This window comes from Leptospira sp. GIMC2001 (assembly GCF_028462125.1).
Taxonomy (GTDB): Bacteria; Spirochaetota; Leptospiria; order Leptospirales; family Leptospiraceae.
The window spans coordinates 3,216,729-3,240,508 of record NZ_CP115468.1; the positions used below are offsets into that span (position 1 = coordinate 3,216,729).

Below are 23,780 nucleotides of genomic sequence, written 5' to 3' on the forward strand. Positions count from 1 at the left end.
GATTATGCAACAAAGGTCTTATCATTTGGAATGTCTACGCACGGACGTTTTGTATTCCGTATTTTGGTTCAAATTGCCCCATATAATATCAAAATTTACTCCTGACTGTTCGCAACGATTGATTATTGCATAGATCGCTTCCATTGAAGTATGATCTATATAATTGCATTGATTGAAATCCAAAGTAAATTTATTATTTCCATTCTGAGATTCCTCTTCCAAAGATTTCAAAAAACCAAACGAATTGGAAAAAAGCAATGGAGAACGTATCGTCCAAGACTCTTTATTGGAATAGCTCCAATCTAATGTAAAAATCTGTTTTACATTAACACCAGAAATAACTTGGATTAAAATTTTTACTAGAATTCCCATGAGAATTCCAAACAATAAATCTACAACTAAGGTAAAAGCAATTGTTGTTATAAATACAATCAATTGCTCTGGACCCTTTTTATAAATATGTATGAATTCTTTATGCGAAGCGAGTCTCCATCCAATCAATACCAATATAGCTGCAAGAGAAGCCATGGGAATCAATCTCAACAAATCTGGAATGAGCAAGAGAAAAACTAAGAGAAAGATACCATGAAAAAAATTGGACCAAATTGATCTTCCACCATTTTCAATATTGGCTTTACTTCTTACAATTTCTGCAATGATTGGAAATCCACCAATGGCACCTAATAGTGTATTTGCGATACCTTTTCCAATCAACTCTTTGTCCATATCAGTTCTGCGTTGCAGCGGATCTAACTGATCAACTGCCTGAGCACTCAACAAGGATTCAAGACTTGCAATAAAGAAAATCATTCCAGTATGAAACCAGAATTCGAATCGATTGATAACAGAAAAATCAGGGAAAATGATTGCAGAAGAAAGTGAATCTGGAATCTGAACAAGAAACTTTGGTCCAACCGTATATTCCGTTCCCATAAAAGTATAAACTTGATTGGTTCTAAGATGGAAAAACTCTTCCAAAAGAATTCCGATCAACACTGCAAATAAAGGAGCTGGAAGTTTTTTCATAAATTTCCATTTCGAGATTTGGAAAAAAATCAATACAAGCATTGCACTTCCTCCAATGAGGAAAATTTCTGGATTGAGAGATGCTATGCCATTGGGTATTTCCAAAATCAATTCCCAAGGAGTTTTAGAATGAGGAGTCGCTCCAGTTAGTATATATATTTGTTTGGAAATTATGATTATTCCAATTGCTGTCATCATTCCGTGTATTACGGATGCGGGAAACAATCTTCCCAAGAATCCCTTCTTCCAGATCCCCATCAATATTTGAAGAACACCGACGACTACCAAGCAAGCAAGCATCCTCTTAAAACCCAATAAATTATTGCCATCACCTAATCCATCTATTGCGCCAAGCACAATTACGATCAGTCCCGCTGCCGGACCATTGATAGTAACATAGCTGCCACCAAAAATGGACGCAACAATTCCTCCTATGATTCCAGCAATTAAACCAGAAGTTGGTGGTGCACCGCTTGCAACAGCGATTCCCACACAAAGTGGCAACGCAATCAAGAAAACAATAAATCCGGACATAATGTCCGTTCTGCCATATTTCTTCAGATCATTAATTATAGATTGAAAATTCATTTTGATAATTCCTTATTTTTTTCTTGTAAATACGAATGCCATGCCAAACGAAATTTAAAATGACTCCGCCCCATGAGAGTTCGAAATGCACGAACTATGGTATCAGGTCTTGGAGGATCACCTGCTATCCAATACCCAGGTGTATGTGGATACATTTCCGTATTTTGGCTCGCAGATTGAACTGCGTCAGTTCCTATAGCGACAATTAATTTGGGACTTGGCATCGTATCCCAAGCCAATTTACTGGGCTTGATCATTGCATCCGTCATAGAACCTGCAATTAGGAGAACATCTGCATGCTTGGGGGAAGCAACGGCTCTCACTCCAATACTCTCCATATCAAACACGTTATTATAGCATGCACCTAACTCCCATTCTACTCCTGTATTTGAACCTGCACAAACCTCTCGAAAATTAAATCCTTTATTTCCAATCTTTTCCTTAAATTCTAAGTATTCGGAATCGGAAGAATTCTCTGAATGAAAACTCGGCTCAAATTTTTCTTTATTATAATCAACTACTAATTCTGAACGATTGTCAGAGTAAACATCCACGAATCCCGAATTTACTAGATTCTTGCTAGGACATTCATCCACGCAAAGTCCGCATTGAAGACAAGCCCCATAGTCAATTTGTAAATTAATTTCATCTGATCGAATCGCATTTGTTGGACAAACTTCGGCACAGATTGAACATTCTTTACAGCTAACCCAACTATTCTTCCCTGGATTTCCTATGATTTCCTTCAGTTCCTTATCAGCATTCAGTTTTAGATCTTTATAATTATTCCCTATAAAAGCCGGTATCCCTCTAGCAAATTTGGCTATGGGTGCTTGAACAAGAGGAGTTGATTCCAGATTATGATTTGCTGGAAGAAAGAAATCCTTTTCAACTCTGGTTACAGGTTTTCGAATCAAATTCAAAAAAGTTTCTAATAACAAGCTCATAAGTCCACTCCCGCATAACTAAGATTGAATGATTTATTGATCAAAGGAAAATCACTAACTAGCTGATTTTGTGTTGCAATTTCCAGAGCATGCCAGTTTAGAACAGAAGGGTCACGGATGTATGACGATTGAATTTCGTAATGACGATTCCAGCGAAAAGCCATAAGAAGATTCCCTCGAAAAGACTCCGCGTAACCATAACTTATAGAACCAGACTCTGGAATTTTTTTTGCTTCGAGAATTGATTTGTTGGTCTGTCCATATTGGTTCTCATTTGATTTTATATTCTCCCAATTTATGCTCGCTATCGCATTTTGTATTAATGCAACAGAGCGTTCTACATCTTGAATTCGTAAAAGAAAGCGAGACCACACATCACCTGTGAGTCGAAATTCACTCGAAGAAAAATAGTGAGGAGCAAGTTCTTTATATAATGGATCATCTAACCTAGTATCAATATTGGTTCCACTTGCTCTTGCTACAATACCACTCAAGCCCAATTCTAAAGCGCTCTCGTGAGATACAGTTCCCACATTTTGCATACGTTCACGTATTGTACTGTTGTTCACAGCTTGATTCATAGATTTAGAAACTTTTTCTAACCAACGAGACCAATTGGGAATCCATGAATCTATATCATTCTTTGAAGGTACATTTTGTATCCTTGAATGAAACGGACGAATAGCCATTCTACCAAACCGTGAACCCGTCAAGAATTCCATCCAACCTAGAGGAAATCCTCGCTCAGTAGAACAAACGGCTAGCAGAGGATAGTATCCAATGTCTCCAGCAATTCCGCCAATCTCTCCAATATTGCAGGCGATTCGTTCGGTTTCCAAAAGAATCAGTCTGTACAATTCTTCATCTCGAGTAATTTTAAAATCCAAAAGATTTTCTAAACACCGAGCAAAGCAAATACTATAAGCCGTTGTTGTATCCAAGGCAATGCCTGAAATAATAGGCATTGCTTTTATAAAATTGAGCCCATTTAAATTTGTCAAAATTTTGCGATGCTGAAAACCCAATCGAATCATCAGAGACTGAATATGATCCCCTTTTACTATAAAACGAAAATGACCCGGTTCAATTACTCCAGCATGAATTGGTCCTACTTCATGAGTATAGTGATCTTCAGGAACATTTAAGTTTATTCCAGAATAATTTATATCTTTGAGCCCCAATTCTCTATCATAGAACACCTTCAATTGATCCTTTCGAGAATATGATCTTAGAGTAGATAGGTCGATACCCGAAAAGTCTTCTGTTCGATTGATCCCGAAATTGAAACGAAGCAGAGAAATTGGAGCCATAGTATTTGCAAGGTATGATTCCCAAGGAAGGAGATTCTCTTCTTCGTGAATTTTGATCGAATCAAATCGATACATTCTATCCTCAAAAAAACCAACGATTACTTGTTTGCTCATATTGATTTATATTAACCTCAATATTATAATTCCATAAATTGCCCAACTTACGAGTAAGACTGAAAACCCTGTAACAATCCAAATCCTGCCGATAACTTTTTTGCGGTTTTTCTCTGATAGATCATTAGTAGATGGCACCATCCAAATCGGATAAGTCTTCTGGAACAACAATCCAGCAAAAATAACATTTAACAGAAGAATGAAAAGAGTTGAGTATTCTGATCTTGATAGAGAAACTTTTAAAATTAGAAAATCTCCGATAAATGCGGGGGACAATGGAAAACCGAAAGCAAAAAATAATCCAAGAAAATAGAAATATTTTACTTTAGAATTTAAATTTTTAATTTCTGAAATAAATTCTATATCTTTTGATCCAGCTTCCATTCTTAGAATTCCCATTGATAGAAAGACAACGACCTTAAGCATCATCGTTCCGATTAGAATATAAAGAAATTCCTGGTAACTAAGATCCAACCAAACGATCCATGCAAGCATACCCGAATGGAAAACAGCAATTTTTGCAGCTATCATACGAATATCTGTTACGTGAATCATCTTCAGCGTTGCATGCATACAAGTTATAACGCCAAGGATTGGAAGAATTAAGCTCGCTGGTAATGGACTTGTATTCCACAAACGATCCAATTGCACCAATTCGCGAAGAACTAAAGCAACCGTAACTGGGATGAATGAGGATATTAGAGACGATACTTGAGTGGGACTGTCACCGTAAGTATCTGCAACCCAGAAATGATTTGGAAATAATCCAAGTTTGGCGGTAAAACCGTAAATCGCCAAAGTCAAACCCAATCTCGCCAATGGACCCACGATCTGGCTTTCGCTTTTTAAAATATCAAGATTCAAAGTTCCAGAAGTATCACTACCAAAGGTGATCAATATGAGCCCGAGAAATGCGATTCCCAAACCATAAGAATTGATCAAAAGAAATTTCCAAGCGATCCGAAAAGATTGTTCGCGTCCAGGACTTGATATCAACACAGCTCCAAACAATGTTGATGCTTCAATAAAAACCCAGTTCCAAGCAAGGTTATTCGAAAGCCAGGAAAGAATAATGCTTATAACGAATAATTGGCTACAAATCATTAGTAAATATTTTCTTGCATGGTAATGTGAAGGAAAGAAAATCCAAACCAAAGTTATTCCAAAAAAAGCGACTACCCCGATAGCAATCATAAGTGAAATACTTGGGATTAGATTCAATATATCCAAAATATTCATATTTTTTTCTCTCCCAAGCCTAGTGGATTCAATTTGAGAACAACAGATGCTACTATCACCAAAATTGCATCTAAGAAGGTTCCAAATTCTAATCCGAGAGGAAGTCCTCGATCCAATATCATTGTTAATGCAAATATTCCGTTTTCGAATACAACAAAACCTGCAATCAGAGCAATCCAATTTCTCTGAACGATGAATCCAATTATACCTACATAAATCAATAATATAACATATATTAATCCAATCCTATGCGTATCAGTCGGAAATATATGAATCTGCTCGGTCAATAGTATTGAAAGTAAAATTCCAAGGACTAGGAAAAACGCTGTAACTGCATAACCAAATCTCGGCTCAGACGATTCACCAAGATCAGAATTTCTTGCGGTCCAGAATAGAATCCAAGGTGTGAGAATCGCTTTAAAAACTAGAACGAGAGATACGAGTAACCAAGTATGCATCTCATTTGCAAGATGCGCTTTAAAAACGGTTGCAACCAGAAGAAAACCTTGAACCGAGAGCAATGTTATTACTCTTGTTATACGATTTTCAACGAGAACCATCAATCCGGTTAAGAATAGAAGTAAGTAGAAAAAATCATAAATCATTTAATTTCACCAATGTTCCCAAGAAAAGAATAATTAGAAAAATAAGTCCCATTAGTTCGGGAATCCAGGTCCACTTTCTTCTTGCACAAATCGATTCCCATATTCCAAGTGTGACCGCCAAACACAAAACTGCTGGTGTAACCCAAAAGGAAATCCAATCAGGACTCAGGTAGTCGTTCTTATGAAATTTCGTATGTTCGAGAGCAAGCTTCACAAGTAAGGTTAGGAGCGTTGCAGTTTTGATTTGATAAGATATTTCAAAGAATCCCATTTTTCTACCCGAAGCCTCAAGAAGCATAGCCTCATGAACCATTGTGAGTTCTAAGTGAGTTCTCGGATCATCAAAAGGAGGTTTTGCAAGCTCGGCCAAAATAGCATAGAAGCAAGCTATTAGAAATAAAAATCCCATACTAAAATCAGCAAGACTAACATCCATTTGAATATGAGTCTGAGCGATCAGAATCATGAGAATTATAGTTGGTTCGGCGGATACTGCAAGTAACATCTCGCGACTTACACCCATTCCTCCAAACGAAGTCCCTGTCTCCATAGCAAAAGACGTTGTGCTAAAGCGCTCAAGTGTAAGAAAAAAAACTAAGTAAACAAAAGATGTCCATTCAAAGCAAACAATCGACCAAGCAATCAACATGCTAACTAAGGCTACTAAGGGCGACATCCTTGCAAAAAAATTACCAAGAGCTGCATCGATACTGTCTTTTCCAAGAAAACGGAAAATATCTTTCCAAACTTGCAAAACTCCGGGTCCTCGCCTATTCTGAGCTCTAGCTCGGATTAGCCTGATCAATCCACCAACAAAAATCGGTAAAATCAGAAAGCTAATAATCTGAAAAAAAATCATCATAGAATGCCTCCGATAAACTCTAAGGCAAAAAATATAAATAAAATGCTTAGAATTCCTATGCTGGAGAGTGCGAGGTAATTGCTTAAGTCTTCCGGTTTATTTTGATTTTTAGGTTTGTAATATTTTCGCAAACTGATCCATTCAAAAAATTGCATAAACCAATCATCCAATTTCGATTTACCCTTAGAGCTCATAAAATGTTTGCCAAGTGATTCGATTAGCGGAATTGAATAACTTGATGCGCTGATGGATACATTCCGAAGATCAGAGTTTGCTCCTGTATCCCAAGTGAGCTTTCGAAATTTTTGGTTTCTTGTGAAGTATGCGATGGAACATACAATTACAATCGTTAACAAGGATAGTAAACTAGCATCCAATACATAGCTAGATATATTCATCGGGAAAAAATTTCTGAAGTATACGGGAAGAAACAAAGAAGGAAGGACTATCCATATTCCAAGCCAAATTAAATCCAATTTATTTTTAATATTATTTAGAAAATTTAAATTATTTTTGATATCAGCATCTGATTTCATCGAATCGTCTACAAAATCTTTCTTATACGGAGAAAGAAAAATAGATTGATAAAGACGAATATGAGATGCTCCACCAAACACAATACCTGTGAATACAAGAATCAAGACTGGAAGAACAACAATTGATTTAGAACTGGGAATTTCCAGTAAACTACTGCTCAAAAGAAGATAGGAACTCTCAGAAATAAAACCTGTCGTACCTGGAATTCCTATAAAACTCAAAGTGCCGAGTAGCGTAAGTGGGATTGGTAAACCAAGACTTCTTCCTTTTCCTCGTATCTTGTCTATTGAGGAATTATCTTTGTTTTCCACTCTACCAAACAATAGAAATTGGAAAGTTTTGCTTACACTATGCTGAATTAAACTAATATAAAAAACCGCTATAAATCCATTCTCCAAATCTTGAAACTCAACTATTTGCGCAGTCTTTGCAAGGCCCGCAAGCCCGATACAAAGCCAAATAAAGTTCAACTTTTCTATTGAGCTGTATGCAAGAACTTGGCTAACCTTCAACTGAAAAAAACTCGTTATGCCACCAACAAAAATTCCTATTGCTGCAACTACAGTTATACAGAGAAATATTGAAGGTTCATACATATAGGGATAAACGAAAGTAATGAAGATATAAAAAGGAAAAAGGACAAATAATCCAGATGAGAAAGAATTTATTTCCGCATCAACATTTTCATATGCCAGTGGAATCCAAAAATGGAGAAAGAACAATCCCGATTTCAGAAAACAAGCAAATGCCAAAAAATATAGACCAACTGTATTCTCACTTCCGAGAAAAACCCAGGCTGCGAGTAAAATTCCAGATATTCCGCCAGAAATGAGGAAGCTTGAGTAACTTTTCCCATTTAATCTATGTGGAGAAGTGTATTGAAAAAAGTATAGTATGCTTACCAGCTCAATCAATAGCACAAGAAAAAATGTTTTACCTAAAACGGCAGCAATCCCCAAAAAACTAAATTGAATAAAGAATATAACTTTCTTTTGGAAAGATATTTCTGGATATAACAGAATTCCAATAAGTGTAACTGCCGCTAAAGCAATCAGCACGGATGCAGACATATAATTCTCCTATGAATTAAATCTAAAAACTAAAAGGTTTAGATTAAACTATTGGAGGGGGAATTGGTAAATAAAGGGGATCAGAAAGAAGAGAACAGGTAAATGATTGAGGTTGTAATATCTGGTTTATAGAATGTAGATTGTGATCGTCATTTCTAGGAATCCAGACAGAAAATAAGACATTTGATTCACAATTCGAATCCGATTTGGTCTCAGATTCAAAGTTTATCTCACAGGATTCTGCATTATCAACCTGAATTGACTGAAATCTCGGATTGATGGGATTCAAAAATACAGATGCAACAAAAAAAATCAACGCCAATTGAAAGAATCGGAAAGTCTTACGTTTATATTCCATCATGGCTAATTACAAGATTATTTTAATACCGTTTCGCTGTAAAGTCCAATCTCAATGAACGAAAAAATCAACATACAAGATCTAGAGAAAAATTATTTACTCGGCTCAACATCGATCCCAGCATTAAGAGGAATCAAACTTCAGATTCATAAAGGAAGTTTTACAACATTAATGGGTCAATCTGGTTCAGGTAAATCTTCATTATTGAATATTCTCGCTTCGATTGATAAGCCTGATCGCGGAGTAGTAGAAGTATTTGGTCAAAATATAAGTGAACTGAATAGCTATGAAATTGATATTTATCGCCGAACAACAGTTGGAATCATTTTTCAGTTTTTCAATTTATTGCCATACTTAACAGCTAAGGAAAATGTTGCACTTCCCCTCTATCTTTCGGGAGTCTCCACAAAACTTGCTAATAAAAAATCATTGGAAGCCTTAGAATTGGTTGGATTGCAAGAAAGAATCAAACATAAACCGAACGAGTTATCAGGTGGTGAACAACAACGAGTCGCGATTGCTAGATCTATTGTTCATGATCCTAAGCTTCTGCTTGCCGATGAACCCACTGGCAATTTGGATACAGAAAATTCGGAAAAAATTACAAATATATTAATTAACTTAAAAAAAGAAAAAAATTTGACTATTCTTATAGTGACGCACAATCCAGAAATTGGAGCTATGGGTGAAAAGCAAATTCGGATGCAAGATGGCCGAATTATAAATGAATAAAAAAGTATATTCCAATTTTCTAATTGTATATGCAACGAAGCATATTCTAAGACATGTTTTTATCATCAGTGGTGTTGCCTTAGGCATTGCGCTATTCTTTTCTACTAGTTGGAATGGTATGCGTGCAGAAAGATCTTTGATAGATTTTTCATTAGGTTTTGTGGATGATGACTTTCAGGTCAAAATTACAACCAACAAAACCGTTTTCTCTGAGCAATTAATGCAAGAAATTTTTGATTCGGAAAGTTTAAGATCGATTCGAAAGATTTCACCACAATTGAGAAAAAATGCCCTGATCTATAAAGACTCTGGAGAAAATTTGCGATTGCCTATCATCGGAATCGATTTATTTGAGGACGGATTGTTCACTGGAAAACCACCGATTGAAACTGCGAATTCAAGCCAAACTTCAACTCTTCCTGAGATTTATTTTTCGAAAGGATTGATGGACATTCTTGGTTCAAGAGATAAGTATCAGATTCTTATCGGCGACAAAAAATTAGAATATTTGCGGAGCGAAGTTGGTATTATACATAGAGACGGTGGAATTTTTTTAGTTCAAGATTTACCTGATCTTCAAAGAAATTTAGGATTAACGCAAATGATTACTTCCATTCATTTGTATTATCCTGAAGAACTTTATAGCTATAATGCGGAAATTCAAAAGATCACATCTAATTATGAAGATTTAAAATTAGAAACAAGACAAGATATTCTTTCCCGAGCTCAAGGCGCTTTGCGTTCATTTCGTATGAATCTCGTTGTTGTATCATTGATTTCAGTATTGATTTCCCTTTTTATGGTATCCCAGAATCTTTCTGGTTTGTATTTTCAACGAAAAAAAGAATTGGCAATTTATCGATCATTAGGTGCTAGTTTTTGGATGACTTTTCGTTTATTCTTATCACAATCACTTCTGATTGGAATTCCTGGAACGTTGATTGGAATCTGGATCGGAATAAATTTTACAGAACTTTTGTCTATTAGTGAGACAACAGTAACTGATTCGAAACAAGTTATTTCCTATGCAAATATTCCCTGGGATTTAGTTTTCATAAGCCTATTCATCGGAATATTTGGATCTTTTATAGCAGGAATGATCCCTGCAATTCGAGCAGGTTTTATTCCTCCTGCAGGAATTATACGCGAAGGAGATTCACAGAAAATTCCTAATCAATATTACAAATGGTTTATGTGGGTTGGAATAATTTCCATTTTACCTGGTTATGTGTTTGCATTTGGATTTTCCAAAATACTGTTTATAGGATTCATATCGATTGGAATTATTATCCTCGGTCAGATATTTCTTTTTCCACCATTGTTTCGTTATATATCTTCTATAATCCCTGTTTATTGGGCTACAATTAGAATTGGTATAGAAGAAATAAAAGAAAGACCGCTCGGTAATACTTTTTCGGCCGCAACTCTAATGTTATCGATATCATTGGTATTTACTCTCACTACGCTTACTCGTAGTTATAAAACTTCACTCATTCATTGGGTTGAGTCCGAGAACCCTTTTGACTTCTCTATTGTAAATTCATTTCATTTGGACAACGGTCTTACAGGTGGTGTATCCGCAGATATACTAAATCAATTGCGGAATTTAGAATCTATTTCGCATATTGATCCTTTCGTCATCGTGACCAATCTAGAAGTTGGCAACAAGATGTACACTCTGCACGCTTTACCTCTACCTGAGTCTAATCAAACCAATTCAATCTATATCTCCAAGAATCTGGGTTATCTAGATCAATACAAAATTGGTGACAAGATGACTCTTTCGACTCCCAAATTCGGGGATATCCAATTTACAATCACTGGAGAACGTGAACACTTCTTCTCAGAAAGAGGAACAATTATTATGGATTTGGATGTTTATGACAAATTTTTCGGAATTCAATCATTCAATTCCATACGATTGTCCAAGCAAAAAAATACAGATACAAATCTATTTCGAAAAAAAATTGAAGAAATCATTAGTGGTGATCCGCAATTAATCTTATTGGATAGCGATGGATTAAAAAATATATATCTTTCCGGATTGGACAAAGTGTTCGGAACTTTGGATTCTCTCAAATGGACAGCGGTTTTCATTTCAATACTATCCCTTTTATCTGCTGTTCTGCATGGACTTTTCGATAAGTTGAGACTCTACGGCGTGCTTTCGATACTCGGAGCAAGTTCTAGACAAATATTCCAAGTCATGTTCTTTTCTGCATCAACTCTAACTTTGCTTGGTGGATTCATAGGAGTCCTATCCTCTTTAAGTTTGTCGCCATTGGTACTGTATGTAATCAATCGCAATGCATTTGGCTGGGTGTTGGAGTTTGATTTTCCTTGGTTTTGGATTATCTACCTTTTTCCTATTCTGATCTTTTTGGCATTTTTTGCGACATTGTTGCCTTTTTTCAAATTAAAGAGTCTTGCTACTCGCGAACTATTAAACGAAGAATAGCAAAAAATTGTTGATTCTTGCCAGGAAGATAGTATCATTCGGTCATGGGTCAAAAGATCAAAACCGCCATAGAACTTGCGGACATGATCAAGGAAGAAAATCTCAACGGCAGAGATAAGATTCCTAACACAGAAACCCATATCAAAATTTGGTGTTCCCATTTCGCTCGAGATGAGAAAGACATTCGAAAAATCTTAGACGATCTCAAAGAAGCAAAATATATATTCGTCGTTAATATTGTGATGCCAGATCCCAATCTATACCTGCCTGCAGCAAACTCTTTTGTATACACAGAAATTGGAATACTAAATGACCTCAAAAGATTTGCAGACAATCGCTTGGAAAAAATTTATGAATCCACTTTTTATAAACGCAAATCGCCCTTTCAGATCACTCGTGAGCTTTTCCCTAAAATAAAAGAATTCAACAATACACCGATGGGTAAAGCGATCAATGAATCGGTCATGATCGATGAATACATTCGTGTTCTTACAAACTCAGCATTCGAATATACGCCTGAACGAAAATTAGCAGCTCTAAAGGAAATTTATTCTGACGAGTCTGCTGATGATATTCCAGATGTGGAAGCACAAACAGTACAGAATGTCCGAGCAGTTGACCAAGTTAAAGCCAAAGAAAATGAACCTGAAAATACTCAATGGAAGAAAATTACAAATAACTTTCCAGTTGACTTTCTAGTTCGAATACATTTTCGAAAATATGAATTCGAAGTGGTAAAAAAACTGATCACGCAAGGTAAGATTCGCACAGAAGATGATCTCAAATACATTCGCGATACTCTACAGACAATGGAAGGCCGCACTGTTCAAGATCCAATTTTAAAAAGACATATGAATGAAATGGTTGAATTACGACGACTTGCTCAAGCAAAACTCAATTTTCTAAGAACCCGTTCCAAGACGGGATAAATTGCGTTATCACTTGGTAGGCGAATAAAAGAAATAAAACAAATAGAACTTTTCTTTTGGTTTGGTATTGTCCGTTAAATGAATCGGATTCATTGCGATAATAATACAAAGCAATAATTATCAAATTGATATTCACGAATAGAAACCAAGTCTTCCAGTTTATAAATGCAATCCTACGACCTTCCCCAACAAATAAAACGGTAGTTAGGTAAAATAAACTTGGTGATATATAAATAAAAAATTTCTTGAATTCTTGAAGCGGAGCCTTCTCGGATCTAATGACTTTTGCTTTAGAAACTTTCCCAATTGCTTCGATCAATTGTTGAGGTTCTTGTAAATTGGTCAATGCAAGAGCATTTTCCTGCCATTCCAATATAATTCTTGGATATGATTTGAATTGATCTACATGGATTGTCTCTAGGCCTTTTAAGTTATGCTCTAAGGTCTTAACTGAGTTTTCGTATTGGATAAGGACTTTGCCTTCTAGTTCAAAACTGGTTGCTGTAAGTAAATTGAGTTGAGCACGAAAGCTTCTATAGATAAACAACCCAATCAAAATAGCAACTGGGATAAATAAAAATAAAAATTCCTTTCTATCTAAAGACGGAATTTGGAGAAAATTCCACACAAGAAAACCAACAAATATAGTTAATACGATCGAGAAACGAATCAATAATTTGTTTCGGAATCGATTTGTATCGTAATAAAATCTCTGAGCCATATTAGAAGAAATCAGATTTCTGAAAAATCGAATACATTCGAATTCCGTTAGACTCTAACAATTCACGTCCACCCTCTTCACGATCCAAAATACAAATTCCAGAATTAACTGTAAGTCCAGCTTCTCGCAATGAATCAACCGCTTTGAGAGTAGATCCTCCAGTCGTAATCACATCATCAACAACTAAGCAAGATTTTACAGCCTGGAAAAACCCTTCGATTTTCTTTTTTGTTCCATGATCTTTAGTTTCCTTTCGAACAACTAAAGGGTAAACCATTTTGCCTGATTTAGAATATTCTAATGCGATTGCGTATGAGATAGGATCAGCACCCAATGTAAGTCCACCAACTGATTCTAGAGAGAGCCCAGATAATTCTTGGATTGTTGGGATAATGTCGATTGCGAAAACTTTTGCAAGCAGAGTCAGACGATCCGGATGTAAAGTAATTTCTTTACAATTGAAATAGTGATTGGATTCTCTACCAGATGCTAGCAGAAATGGTTTCTCTGAATAGCGATAGACATGGCTTTTCATCAATTGAAATAATTCTTGTGCTTCTTTACTTTTTGGAATCATAGGCGACGACTTGATTTCTTCCTTTACTTTTTGCTTCATACAAAGCTTTATCTGCTTTTTCGATTAGATCTATCATACTCATTTTATTTACATCTTCTGGCTGAGCCGTAGCTACTCCAATACTTATTGTCAAAATTTCATTGAAGGCGGAATGTTTGTGCTGAATTTTGAGATTGTAAATTCGATTGCATATTGTTTTTGCAAGAAGCAAGCCTCCGCTCGCATCTGTTTCGGGGAGAATAAGACAGAATTCTTCTCCACCATATCTCGCTGCTGTGTCTCGATTCCTCGTAGCTGACTCGGAAAGGACTTCAGCAACTTTTTTTAATGCAGTATCTCCAGCTTGGTGACCATATTCATCATTATAGGATTTAAAAAAGTCAACATCTAACATAAGCAAGGTGATTGGTTTCTTAGAATTACTCAACTTATTCCATTCAAATTCTAGAAACTGATCAAAATAACGACGATTGTACAAATTGGTTAGGGGATCATGGGAACTGATTTTCTCGAGAAGGCGATTCGTCATATTCAGAATTCTGGTTGTCTCAAGAAGTTCTTCTTCACGCTTTTTCCTTCGATCCATTTCATTTCTTAACCGAATGGCTGAATTCACACGAGCGAGCAACTCAAGTGGGCGTATCGGAGTTGTATTGATATAATCCATCGCTCCTGCCTTAAAGGCCGAGTCAATAAATTCTTCATCTGAACTCGATGTAATCATAAGTATGGGAATGTCTTCGTATTTGGTTAATTTCTTTAGCTTTTCTGTTGCTTGAATACCGTTCATTCCAGGCAAAAGAATATCCATCAAAACAATATCATAAGGAACATTTTGATTGGAACTTGAATACTCCAAGCGATCCAAACCTTCTTCGGCACTGGGAACTATATCAACTTTATAAGGTAGGTTTTTATTCAGAAGCCTCTGCAGAATCATCGCTTTTTCTACAGAGTCATCAATGATGAGAATTTTCATATTCTGTCCCCAGTAGATAAACGGGGGACAGATAGGTCAAGTCTTAGAGTCTTTCTTTGTCTGTAAGTGTTCCAAGAAATTTCACAATACTTTCAACTTCTTTGTCATCTAGCTCTTTGCCAAGTTGATGATAAGCCATAAGTTTTACGGCTTCTTCCAAGGTCTTGACGGAGCCATCATGGAAATACGGTCCAGTGATCGCGATGTTTCTCAATGAAGGAACTTTGAAAAGGAACTTATCATCCTCTTTCTTGGTTACTGCATATCGACCCATGTCGTCTGTTTTGTAAGGATGAACTTGCCCTACTTTTCGGAAGCTATTTCCACCCAAAGCGACTCCATTATGGCAGGAAGTGCAACCATTTGCAATAAATGCTTCTAGGCCCGCTTGCTCATCTGAATTGATCGCGCGGTGATCACCACTTACGAAATCGTTCAAACGGTCTTTTGTAATGAGAGTTCTTTCGAAAGCCGCAATGGATTCTGCTAGATTATCGTAAGTCAGCGCATTTTTTTCTTTTGGAAATGCTTTGGCAAAAAGACCTGGATATTCTTCATCCTGTGATAATCGGGAAATGACTTCCTTTTCATTTGGCATCGCCATTTCAACCGGGTTTAGAATTGGACCTTTCGCTTGCTCTTTCAAATCTTTAGCACGACCATCCCAGAACTGGACAAAATGCAAAGATGCATTCAATACAGTTGGAGAGTTTCTATCTCCATTTTTACCGAAGGCTCCTGGAGATGTTGGAAGATTATCAACTCCGCCAGCCTTACCTTCAATATTGTGACAGCTATTGCAAGATTGGGTTTTATTCTCAGAGAGGATCGTATCAAAATATAACTTTTTGCCAAGAGCAATCCTTTCTTGAGTATCGTTCTCCGAACCTGGCGATTTGTCGGGTAACAATCCAAAATTAGCTTTTGCTTTTTTCTGCAACTCCAAGGTTTTCTCGGATGGACCGCAAAATAGCAATTGGCCACCTAATGCAACGAAAATGAAAAGAATACTTAATTGTTTCATAAGCATAGTATTGGCTAAGAAATAACGAATTGCAAGAATTTTTGAACCGTGATCACCCACACCCATGAAGAAAATAACTATGGACATATAGAGAAAAACTATATGCCTAAATTCTATACAGTATGCTACAATTTTGCAAATGATCGCTGTTCCTTTTTGCTTAGAATACAACTCTAGCTGTTGGCACGCTTATTGCAAAGAGTATATAGCTCTTGTAAGGAGAGATTTATGAAGATAGAAAGAAGTAAAGAACGAATTTCAGCCAGTGAGATGCGAGACTTCGCAATCAAGATCTACCAAAAAAATGGTGAGCCTGAGTATATCTCCTGTTTTATTCAAAATGTATCCGAAGGTGGCATGTCTGGAATTCTAGATGAACATCTCGAACTAAAAGACGGCGATATAGTGTCCGGTGTAATCGAGGGAGATGAGTTCCAAATGAAAATTCGTTTTCAAGGTAACATTTCTTGGATTAAGGCAGATCCTAAATCTTATCGTTTCGGAATCAATTTCACAAATGAGATCATGCTACCCGATGTCTTGATAGCTAGAATTATGGCTGTCGCTTAGGGCAAAAGTATCCTCCAATAATACTCCATCCGAGAATCTTTTTTGAGCTCGTCCGAAAGGGCGGGCTATCTTTTTTTAAACTCTAATCCGATAATCAACCATATGGCTATTCGTCACCTCATATCCTGGCAAGATTGGTCAGACTCCGAGATCCGAGAACTACTTGATTTTGCAATCTATGTAAAAAAACACCGAGTATACTTTGCGGGACATATGCATGGGCGAACCATGGCTATGCTTTTCCAGAAAACATCTACAAGAACGCGGGTTTCTTTCGAGGCAGGAATGACAGAACTCGGTGGGCATGCAATTTTCCTAGATTGGATCGCATCCAATTTTCTATTATCCGATATTGATTTCGAAGCTGCTTACCTTTCCACAAATGTATCCGTTATCATGGCAAGACTCAAGAAGCACGAAGATTTGCTGATTCTCAAAAAAGGATCAAGTGTTCCTCTGATCAATGGTTGCTGTAATCTATACCATCCATGCCAATCTCTTGCAGATATATTGACAATCGCACTCGACTCTCCAAAAAAAATCGAAGAGAATCGCCTTACCTATATTGGCGTTCATAACAATGTCGCAAATTCATTGGTAGAAATCACAGCTGCTTTGGGAATGCACTTAACTCTAACAACACCCATTGCTCAGAAAGAGAGTATCTCTGAGCAAGCAATTGCAAGAGCTAAATCCAAAAACACAGTAACTTGGGAGCCGGACATAAAGAAGGCGATAAAAGATGCAGACTATATCTATACTGACACTTGGGTAGATATGGAATTTTTCAATGATCCAAATTTTGCAAAAGCAAAAGAAGAACGCATCCAAACCATGATGCCCTATCAGATCAATGCAGACCTACTCAAACACACTGGGGCAAAAGTTATGCATGACATGCCCATTCACGCTGGATTCGAAATTACGAGAGAAGTAGTTGAGTCCGGACGATCCATTATTTTCTCACAAGCAGAGAACAGACTCGATGCTCAGAAAGCGATTATTTTGGAATTGCTAGAAAAGTCGGAGTAATGCGAAGTGCCTACCTTCCTCCCGACTCGCTTCGCGACAGGTCTGTGCGGAGGTAAGCACTTCGCGCAGGGGCAGTGGATAGTAATTTTGGATAGGTATAGAAATATATTTCTAAAATAGACTATTTTGAAGTGGCAAGAATTTGGATCGACTTCTGGAAATAATTTATTTACAGATTTACGATTAGAGTATCTAGGCACCAAACTTTTGGGAAAGCAAATATGGAATCTTCGATTAAATATTTATTGAATTTTTTTAAAGATGGTGATGTTTACGGTGTAGTTCCTCCATCTCCTGCTAATGGTGTAACACAAGGTATTGTTGAATTTCTGCCAATTGGATATGCTCTACCCTGGGCATGGATATCAACAATTCTCGCTACAAGCTTTATCATTGGCTTGGTTGTCTATCTATTCTATAAAGATTTAGATTCTTGGGGGGGCTGGCAAGGGATTCGTAAAAACTATGGGTTATGGGTTTTGCTTAGTGTGTCCAGTCTTCTTGGCTATTTGGTAATCTATTGGTTAGTTTTTGCTCCTTTGGCTTCATTTTCCATTCTTCGTAAACTTGAAGTAGATCCAACGAAAAAGCAGATTTATATTGCAGATCAGAATTTTTTCCAGTATACAATACCATTTTCAAAGATTTCTCACTTAGCATATATTCGTAATAATTCCAAGGGAAGAAGTGGATTGTGGATCGTAAGAGACCATAGAACCGATCATGCTATCTTACGCTGGAGTGAGGATCCTACCCTAGAGGATAAATTTATTGAATGGGCAGAAAATATCGCAAAATCCATGGATGCTGTCTTTGTATCATATCATGAAAGATCGAATTTATTCCGAAGTGATAAATTTCGCCAATACTTATCCGCTCAAGGTCTCATAGAAAAGAAAATTTCCATTGAAAATAAAAATAGAAACGAAGAAGAAAACCGAATCCAATGGGTGATCCAATCTAAGCAAAAGGAGATGGAAAGTTTTGATTGGATATTCTGGTTCTCTGGTGTTATCGCAATACTTATGTTCGCTCCTTTCTATCTAGCTTTTCTAAGTATTCTTTGTCTTCTGCCTGAACTGATACGACATTTTTTGATGGGGTATGAAACTAAAGAAGAACTTCACAAAATCATTTTAAAAAGTAAAATTTTTTATATTGGAATCGCGTTGATGCTTGCATTTTTTGTAGGAATGTACAACTCCACAAAGTATGTTAACCAAGCGGATACAATACAGATTGATCTCAGCAAAAATCGCCTATTCTATTCCATTCTAAACCAGAACCAACAAGTCATCGACAGAAACAGACTCACTGGAAAAGACTTCTGGCTAGATCTACTATTGGGCAATCCTTTTGCTATATTGGACCGTCTTGCTGAGTTTAGTCGATCGAATAATATAGAACTAGAAATGAATTTCTCCGAAGTAAACAGAATTCGATCTCCTGATCAAAAAATCATCTTTTCTAAAAGAGAAAATGGTAAGAACGAAGATAATTTTGAAACATTTACATTTGACTTAAGTGGATTAGATCCTTTAGTGTATCAATATATTCTCTATAAAATTCAAGAAATATCGGAAATAGAAAGATAGTTATTTCCTTTTAAGTCGTTAAAGATTTAAGAAAATTCCACATAATAATATCATTTTTAAGAGAATAATCTGAATTTCAAATTTTTTATAGATAAAAGTAATTATTTCCAAAAATAATTTATTTAATATTTCGTTATGAAAAGTAAAAAACTAACATTTATGACAGGTTGACGAATTACAAATTTCGGTTATATTAAATATATCTAAAGGAGATAAAAATGAGAAAATTAAAAATTTATGTATTTGCATTGACGATAATAATTCTTGCAAATTGCGCAAAGGAAGACAATGACGATGATCAAAATTTGTTATTATTGTTATTCTTAACACAAAGCAGTGGTTGTAATCTGGTAGCAGGTTCTGCAACATTTTCTATTCCTAAAACTGTATTTACAGGTACGAATACTGAGATTCGAACCACAAATCCTGCAGGCGGACCTAGCTACTACGGAGTTTTACAGGCAAAAGGACTTAGAGCTGGAGACGTTCTTAGATTTACAACAACTGCATCAACTTTTTCTGTTGGTCCATATAGCGCTAAATCAGGAACTGATTGTGACATAGAATTTACGGCTACTACTACTCCAACCGGAGTTACAGTTTCTAACAGCAGTTCTTCGGCTGGACCAACGACAGCTACAATCACGACAGCAGGTGATTATAATTTTTTGATACTAAAAGGAGTTAGCGGCGAAGTTTCAGTAACCAAGTAGGTGATTGATTTCGCTGCAGTAACCCAAATACCACTATAACATATATCCAATATAAATTTCTTTGTTGGTAGATATTATCTGGTATAATTGGACAGGTAGCTTCTGGCTAAAATTAGATTGGTCAGAAGCTACCAGTTAAATAGTATTGAAAAATAATTCATTGAGAAGCTTTCTGGTTTTTATTTTAAAAAATTTAATAAGAAATTGTCGACAGACTTGGAACATCCATTCGCTAAGAATGAATAATATTATTTCCCCTTTAACAAAATTTGTTAATGTGAATACTATTTTTAGTTTAAAGCCAGGATCTATAAGTTTTAATCTAGCTATCGTAATCAAAAATGGATCGTTAAATTTTCTCCAATGAAGATTGGATCGAACTTTTGTATTAGGACACTGAGCAAATACCCCATTTTTTTGAATTGTCCGCTCGATTTCTCGTTTAGAAATGGTAAATAACCGAAATTTTTCTAGAAAAAGGACTAAAAAACATGGCACTAACCCATCCTCAAGACGCCCTATTCAGCGGCGAGAAGCCCTTCCCTGTCATTCCATACTGTGAGCATTTTGCTGGTTCAGAGAAACTCATAACCAAGGCATTGGAACTACAGAATAAAATGGGCGGTCGTTTCGACATAACCATGGACTGCGAAGACGGAGCAGAAACTGGAAAAGAAAAAGAACATGCAGAAATGATTGTTCGAATCCAAAACTCAGATCTCAACCAACTAAAAATGTCTGGAGTTCGTATCCATGACTATACCAATGCTTATTGGAAACAAGATGTTGACATCATAGTTCCCGGCGCTGGCAAAAACATAGCATACATCACAATTCCTAAACCAACAAAGTATGAGCAAGTAGCTGAGATGATCACCTACATTCAAAAAGCTGTTGAAAAAGCTGGAATCAAAAGAGAAATCCCAATCCATGTTCTGATCGAAACTCATGGCGCATTAATGGATTGTGAGAAAATCGCTTCTCTTCCTTGGATGCAAGTTCTTGACTTTGGTCTTATGGACTTTATCTCAGGATATCATGGTGCGATCCCAGCATCTTGTATGAAGAGTCCTGGACAATTTGACCATGAACTACTAAGAAGAGCTAAAGCAAAAGTTGCTGGTGCTGCACTCGCTTACGGAGTGATTCCCGCACACAATGTTACACTAGACCTCAAGAACCAATATCAGACTTATGCAGATGCTAAAAGAGCACACGACGAGTTTGGTTTCTTGAGAATGTGGTCGATCTATCCAACACAGATCCAATCAATCATTGATGCTATGCAACCTAACTTCTCTGAAGTGCAAACTGGTTGTGACATCCTCGTAAAAGCACAAGATGCAAACTGGGGTCCAATTCAGCATGATGGAGATCTTCATGATAGAGCAACTTACAGATACTTCTGGGAACTCATTCAACATGCAAAACTTGCTGGAATGAAACTACCTGATGAAGCAGAAAAGAGATTTTTTGCAAAGTAAAGATTCAAATTTCTTATAAAATTTGATATGAGATCCTATCATTTTCATTTTTTGATAGGATCAATCATTGTTCGGACTAGACCAGGCTCAAGCTCTGGTCTTGTTCAACTTCCCTCAACAAATCGTCAAAAAATCAGTTTGAATAGCAAATAACTACTAAACTGCCATTTTACGTATCTGAGACTTTAGCCCATCACTACGTATAAGATCCGCTAAAGAATATTTACCCATCACTTTAAAAAAACTAAATAGTGCCTCAGTCAAAATTTTGGTTAGCTTGCAATTATTCTGAATTATACAATATCCACCTGCAGTAAAGCATTCAGCAAGATCGAAATTAGTTTCTGTGATTTCAATGACGTCTAAAAGGTTGATCTGCTTGGGCTCGCGACCTAACTTGATTCCACCTTTCTTACCTGGAACTGATTTGATAAGTCCTGATTGAGCGAGGTGATGAACTATTTTGACAAGGTGGTTCTTAGAAATATCATAGACACCTGAGACTTCTGCAATTGTGACCAATCGGTCATTGTGTATACCGAGATACATGAGAACCCGAAAGGAATAGTCAGTATACTTACTTAGGTGCATTCTTTTATCGAGTGCTCGCGCTCATTACTTACCAAACTTCTGACCCATCATTTTGACGAGATCCCGTACACTCGATTCAACATATTTGAAACCTTTGAGCTTCATTGGTTCCAACGGCATCATTTTTTGGATATTTTTGTATCGATCAAATGATTCTCTAGAATAATCAATAAATTTCTTGGCAGTGATTCCATAACGATTCAAATCCTCTCTTAACTCATTGTAGAGCTCGCGAAATTTAGCTGTATATTCTCCTTCAGTAAGAAAGTAGTATCGTATATCCACTGCTACTTCTTTTACAGCCAATTCAAAATTTGAATCCATTTTTCCTGGTTTCCCCTTACTAGCTTCTTTTGGATCAAATGGTTTATCCCCACTCTTTTCCTTGATCAAGCCAGTAGCTTTGCTGATATCAGTTTTCTTCTCTTTCTTCAGAAAACGATCTAATCTTTCTCTTTTTAAAATGTCGGCTAAGACACTTCTTCTATTTTCTTCTGCCACAACAAAAGAATAAATATTGCTATTCTTTTATCAAAAGATTTTCTTATTCTTGTTCACGATGTTTTCTTAAGGCGCAATTTGGAAGCCATTCGCATCTTTGGCAGATTGCATCTTCAGAATTGTATGCAATCGGTGGGCAAATATTTGCATCTGCTACCTGAACCGTGAGCAGATAGGGCTCCCTTTCTTTCTTGGGAAGAGCAGCAACAGATCGTAAAAGTTTGCCATTGGCTATAACCTGACTTTGAAATACATCTTCAATTGAGATTTTCTGAATAATCGGTGCAACTTCTTTTGGTTGAGAAGGTTCTCTAGATTCCAGTTTTCGCTGCGATCTCGGTTTGAATAGTGCTGGAATTTTGAATGAGCCTGATTGCTGCTTGAGAAATAAAAAATAGAAAATAACTCCAGCAATTGCTCCACCCATATGTCCAGTATTGGAAATCCTAATTCCAATCTGTTCACCAAAAAAATAACTGATCCCATAACCAAACACAAGTAAGATCATCACAGCATTTCGCGCTTGGACTCTAAAAAAGAAAATTAGGATCTCCATCTCAGGAAACATAAATCCGAATACAGCAAGCAAACCAAATACCGATCCACTTGCTCCAATCGTGATTGAATTAAAAGAATCTAATAAACGATTCTGATTATCAAAGAAATATTCATTCATTAGAGCAAAACTAAATACCAGTAATCCTCCGCCTAGTTGTGATAAAAAGTAAAGTGATACAAATTTGACCTTACCAATAGAAGGAATCATAATAGACCCCAACATATAAAATGCGTACATATTGAACAATAGATGAATGGGAAGAAATCCTCCTGTGCTATGAAGGAATCCATAAGTAAAAACTTGCCAGTATTGTCCAAGCATGACTTTCCAAGGTTGTAGACCAAAAAATTTTTCTAGAGGACCAAATTCTAAAGGATTGAAAGGTGAACTAAAACTTTGTATTATAAACACAAAACAATTGAATAATAAAATGATATTGATCGGATGTAAAATCGGATAACCAAACAATTGAGTGGTCTTTTTGGGCATATTGAAAGGATTTCATGAGCGAGCTATTTGTCAAGCTGGCAAAAAAAGGGATCCTCCGGCAAAAGGATCCCCGTCCAGGAATGTTGATTATCAATCATTAAATACATCGGAGGATTGAATTTTTACTTTATAGCTGGAAAACTTTTTTACAAAAAAAATGAGCGCTGAAG

General features: G+C 36.4%; 23 protein-coding genes. 8 read left to right on the plus strand and 15 right to left on the minus strand.

Going from position 1 to position 23,780, the window contains the following annotated elements:
• Positions 1-21 precede the first annotated feature (21 nt).
• The 8 genes from O4O04_RS16245 to O4O04_RS16280 are packed head-to-tail and all read right to left on the minus strand — an operon-like array spanning position 22 to position 8,659.
• Positions 22-1,614 carry a SulP family inorganic anion transporter gene (locus O4O04_RS16245; RefSeq protein ID WP_272532834.1) on the minus strand — a complete coding sequence of 531 codons (1,593 nt, stop codon included), beginning with the start codon at positions 1,612-1,614 and terminating at the stop codon, positions 22-24.
• Positions 1,611-2,561 (minus strand): 4Fe-4S binding protein, encoded by a 951-nt coding sequence (locus O4O04_RS16250; RefSeq protein WP_272532835.1) that lies wholly within the window; start codon positions 2,559-2,561, stop codon positions 1,611-1,613. Before O4O04_RS16250 ends, O4O04_RS16245 begins: the two co-directional genes overlap by 4 nt.
• Entirely contained in the window at positions 2,558-3,985 is a 1,428-nt protein-coding gene (locus O4O04_RS16255; protein WP_272532836.1) for a hydrogenase large subunit, read from the minus strand. The genes O4O04_RS16250 and O4O04_RS16255 overlap by 4 nt, the downstream gene beginning before the upstream one ends.
• Positions 3,986-3,991: 6 nt before the next feature.
• Positions 3,992-5,224 carry a proton-conducting transporter transmembrane domain-containing protein gene (locus O4O04_RS16260; protein WP_272532837.1) on the minus strand — a complete coding sequence of 411 codons (1,233 nt, stop codon included), beginning with the start codon at positions 5,222-5,224 and terminating at the stop codon, positions 3,992-3,994.
• Positions 5,221-5,829, minus strand: a complete 609-nt coding sequence (locus O4O04_RS16265) for a formate hydrogenase (protein ID WP_272532838.1) — start codon at positions 5,827-5,829, stop codon at positions 5,221-5,223. Before O4O04_RS16265 ends, O4O04_RS16260 begins: the two co-directional genes overlap by 4 nt.
• Positions 5,819-6,691, minus strand: a complete 873-nt coding sequence (locus tag O4O04_RS16270; RefSeq protein ID WP_272532839.1) for a respiratory chain complex I subunit 1 family protein — start codon at positions 6,689-6,691, stop codon at positions 5,819-5,821. The genes O4O04_RS16265 and O4O04_RS16270 overlap by 11 nt, the downstream gene beginning before the upstream one ends.
• Positions 6,688-8,298, minus strand: coding sequence for a proton-conducting transporter transmembrane domain-containing protein (locus O4O04_RS16275; protein WP_272532840.1), 1,611 nt, complete (start codon positions 8,296-8,298; stop codon positions 6,688-6,690). The genes O4O04_RS16270 and O4O04_RS16275 overlap by 4 nt, the downstream gene beginning before the upstream one ends.
• A 43-nt stretch (positions 8,299-8,341) precedes the next feature.
• Positions 8,342-8,659, minus strand: a complete 318-nt coding sequence (locus tag O4O04_RS16280; RefSeq protein ID WP_272532841.1) for a hypothetical protein — start codon at positions 8,657-8,659, stop codon at positions 8,342-8,344.
• Positions 8,660-8,710: 51 nt separating this feature from the next.
• Between O4O04_RS16280 and O4O04_RS16285 the strand changes: the two genes are divergently transcribed.
• The 3 genes from O4O04_RS16285 to O4O04_RS16295 are packed head-to-tail and all read left to right on the plus strand — an operon-like array spanning position 8,711 to position 12,775.
• Positions 8,711-9,388: an ABC transporter ATP-binding protein gene (locus O4O04_RS16285; RefSeq protein WP_272532842.1), complete on the plus strand. Its 678-nt coding sequence runs from the start codon at positions 8,711-8,713 to the stop codon at positions 9,386-9,388.
• Positions 9,381-11,846 (plus strand): ABC transporter permease, encoded by a 2,466-nt coding sequence (locus O4O04_RS16290; RefSeq protein ID WP_272532843.1) that lies wholly within the window; start codon positions 9,381-9,383, stop codon positions 11,844-11,846. The genes O4O04_RS16285 and O4O04_RS16290 overlap by 8 nt, the downstream gene beginning before the upstream one ends.
• Positions 11,847-11,890: 44 nt before the next feature.
• Positions 11,891-12,775, plus strand: a complete 885-nt coding sequence (locus O4O04_RS16295) for a hypothetical protein (protein WP_272532844.1) — start codon at positions 11,891-11,893, stop codon at positions 12,773-12,775.
• On the opposite strand, the gene O4O04_RS16300 is transcribed toward O4O04_RS16295, so the two are convergent.
• Genes O4O04_RS16300 through O4O04_RS16315 form a run of 4 tightly spaced genes read right to left on the minus strand, consistent with a single transcriptional unit; the run spans position 12,741 to position 16,076 of the window.
• Positions 12,741-13,496 (minus strand): hypothetical protein, encoded by a 756-nt coding sequence (locus tag O4O04_RS16300; RefSeq protein ID WP_272532845.1) that lies wholly within the window; start codon positions 13,494-13,496, stop codon positions 12,741-12,743. The two genes, O4O04_RS16295 and O4O04_RS16300, sit on opposite strands and share 35 nt — an antisense overlap.
• Position 13,497: 1 nt before the next feature.
• Positions 13,498-14,073, minus strand: coding sequence for an orotate phosphoribosyltransferase (pyrE, locus tag O4O04_RS16305; protein WP_272532846.1), 576 nt, complete (start codon positions 14,071-14,073; stop codon positions 13,498-13,500).
• Positions 14,057-15,052 (minus strand): GGDEF domain-containing response regulator, encoded by a 996-nt coding sequence (locus O4O04_RS16310; protein ID WP_272532847.1) that lies wholly within the window; start codon positions 15,050-15,052, stop codon positions 14,057-14,059. The genes pyrE and O4O04_RS16310 overlap by 17 nt, the downstream gene beginning before the upstream one ends.
• Positions 15,053-15,095: 43 nt before the next feature.
• A complete protein-coding gene (locus O4O04_RS16315) occupies positions 15,096-16,076 on the minus strand; it encodes a cytochrome-c peroxidase (RefSeq protein ID WP_272536121.1) in 981 nt (326 codons plus the stop codon).
• A 228-nt stretch (positions 16,077-16,304) separates the two neighbouring features.
• On the opposite strand from O4O04_RS16315, the gene O4O04_RS16320 reads away from it, so the two are divergent.
• From O4O04_RS16320 to O4O04_RS16340, 5 genes are all read left to right on the plus strand, one after another.
• Positions 16,305-16,646, plus strand: coding sequence for a PilZ domain-containing protein (locus tag O4O04_RS16320; RefSeq protein WP_272532848.1), 342 nt, complete (start codon positions 16,305-16,307; stop codon positions 16,644-16,646).
• A gap of 102 nt (positions 16,647-16,748) precedes the next feature.
• Positions 16,749-17,678 (plus strand): ornithine carbamoyltransferase, encoded by a 930-nt coding sequence (locus O4O04_RS16325; protein ID WP_442915907.1) that lies wholly within the window; start codon positions 16,749-16,751, stop codon positions 17,676-17,678.
• A 221-nt stretch (positions 17,679-17,899) separates the two neighbouring features.
• Positions 17,900-19,273, plus strand: a complete 1,374-nt coding sequence (locus O4O04_RS16330; RefSeq protein WP_272532849.1) for a hypothetical protein — start codon at positions 17,900-17,902, stop codon at positions 19,271-19,273.
• A gap of 218 nt (positions 19,274-19,491) precedes the next feature.
• On the plus strand, positions 19,492-19,986 hold the full coding sequence (locus tag O4O04_RS16335) for a hypothetical protein (RefSeq protein WP_272532850.1): 495 nt from the start codon (positions 19,492-19,494) through the stop codon (positions 19,984-19,986).
• 491 nt (positions 19,987-20,477) lie between these two features.
• Positions 20,478-21,470, plus strand: a complete 993-nt coding sequence (locus O4O04_RS16340) for an HpcH/HpaI aldolase/citrate lyase family protein (RefSeq protein ID WP_272532851.1) — start codon at positions 20,478-20,480, stop codon at positions 21,468-21,470.
• A gap of 156 nt (positions 21,471-21,626) precedes the next feature.
• Here the strand turns inward: O4O04_RS16340 and O4O04_RS16345 are convergent, their stop codons facing one another.
• From O4O04_RS16345 to O4O04_RS16355, 3 genes are read right to left on the minus strand one after another with little or no spacing between them, the layout of a single operon-like run.
• Complete coding sequence (locus O4O04_RS16345) at positions 21,627-22,061, minus strand: RrF2 family transcriptional regulator (protein WP_272532852.1); 435 nt, start codon at positions 22,059-22,061, stop codon at positions 21,627-21,629.
• A 24-nt stretch (positions 22,062-22,085) separates the two neighbouring features.
• Entirely contained in the window at positions 22,086-22,562 is a 477-nt protein-coding gene (locus O4O04_RS16350; protein WP_272532853.1) for a hypothetical protein, read from the minus strand.
• Between the two features lie 43 nt (positions 22,563-22,605).
• Positions 22,606-23,610 (minus strand): rhomboid family intramembrane serine protease, encoded by a 1,005-nt coding sequence (locus tag O4O04_RS16355; RefSeq protein ID WP_272532854.1) that lies wholly within the window; start codon positions 23,608-23,610, stop codon positions 22,606-22,608.
• Positions 23,611-23,780: the final 170 nt, after the last annotated feature.

Excerpts from the sequence above, each read along its gene's own strand:
- O4O04_RS16245 (WP_272532834.1), bottom strand. The coding sequence starts at position 1,614 with ATGAATTTTCAATCTATAATTAATGATCTGAAGAAATATGGCAGAACG.
- O4O04_RS16250 (WP_272532835.1), bottom strand. The coding sequence starts at position 2,561 with ATGAGCTTGTTATTAGAAACTTTTTTGAATTTGATTCGAAAACCTGTA.
- O4O04_RS16255 (WP_272532836.1), bottom strand. The coding sequence starts at position 3,985 with ATGAGCAAACAAGTAATCGTTGGTTTTTTTGAGGATAGAATGTATCGA.
- O4O04_RS16260 (WP_272532837.1), bottom strand. The coding sequence starts at position 5,224 with ATGAATATTTTGGATATATTGAATCTAATCCCAAGTATTTCACTTATG.
- O4O04_RS16265 (WP_272532838.1), bottom strand. The coding sequence starts at position 5,829 with ATGATTTATGATTTTTTCTACTTACTTCTATTCTTAACCGGATTGATG.
- O4O04_RS16270 (WP_272532839.1), bottom strand. The coding sequence starts at position 6,691 with ATGATGATTTTTTTTCAGATTATTAGCTTTCTGATTTTACCGATTTTT.
- O4O04_RS16275 (WP_272532840.1), bottom strand. The coding sequence starts at position 8,298 with ATGTCTGCATCCGTGCTGATTGCTTTAGCGGCAGTTACACTTATTGGA.
- O4O04_RS16280 (WP_272532841.1), bottom strand. The coding sequence starts at position 8,659 with ATGATGGAATATAAACGTAAGACTTTCCGATTCTTTCAATTGGCGTTG.
- O4O04_RS16285 (WP_272532842.1), top strand. The coding sequence starts at position 8,711 with ATGAACGAAAAAATCAACATACAAGATCTAGAGAAAAATTATTTACTC.
- O4O04_RS16290 (WP_272532843.1), top strand. The coding sequence starts at position 9,381 with ATGAATAAAAAAGTATATTCCAATTTTCTAATTGTATATGCAACGAAG.
- O4O04_RS16295 (WP_272532844.1), top strand. The coding sequence starts at position 11,891 with ATGGGTCAAAAGATCAAAACCGCCATAGAACTTGCGGACATGATCAAG.
- O4O04_RS16300 (WP_272532845.1), bottom strand. The coding sequence starts at position 13,496 with ATGGCTCAGAGATTTTATTACGATACAAATCGATTCCGAAACAAATTA.
- pyrE (WP_272532846.1), bottom strand. The coding sequence starts at position 14,073 with ATGATTCCAAAAAGTAAAGAAGCACAAGAATTATTTCAATTGATGAAA.
- O4O04_RS16310 (WP_272532847.1), bottom strand. The coding sequence starts at position 15,052 with ATGAAAATTCTCATCATTGATGACTCTGTAGAAAAAGCGATGATTCTG.
- O4O04_RS16315 (WP_272536121.1), bottom strand. The coding sequence starts at position 16,076 with ATGAAACAATTAAGTATTCTTTTCATTTTCGTTGCATTAGGTGGCCAA.
- O4O04_RS16320 (WP_272532848.1), top strand. The coding sequence starts at position 16,305 with ATGAAGATAGAAAGAAGTAAAGAACGAATTTCAGCCAGTGAGATGCGA.
- O4O04_RS16325 (WP_442915907.1), top strand. The coding sequence starts at position 16,749 with ATGGCTATTCGTCACCTCATATCCTGGCAAGATTGGTCAGACTCCGAG.
- O4O04_RS16330 (WP_272532849.1), top strand. The coding sequence starts at position 17,900 with ATGGAATCTTCGATTAAATATTTATTGAATTTTTTTAAAGATGGTGAT.
- O4O04_RS16335 (WP_272532850.1), top strand. The coding sequence starts at position 19,492 with ATGAGAAAATTAAAAATTTATGTATTTGCATTGACGATAATAATTCTT.
- O4O04_RS16340 (WP_272532851.1), top strand. The coding sequence starts at position 20,478 with ATGGCACTAACCCATCCTCAAGACGCCCTATTCAGCGGCGAGAAGCCC.
- O4O04_RS16345 (WP_272532852.1), bottom strand. The coding sequence starts at position 22,061 with ATGCACCTAAGTAAGTATACTGACTATTCCTTTCGGGTTCTCATGTAT.
- O4O04_RS16355 (WP_272532854.1), bottom strand. The coding sequence starts at position 23,610 with ATGCCCAAAAAGACCACTCAATTGTTTGGTTATCCGATTTTACATCCG.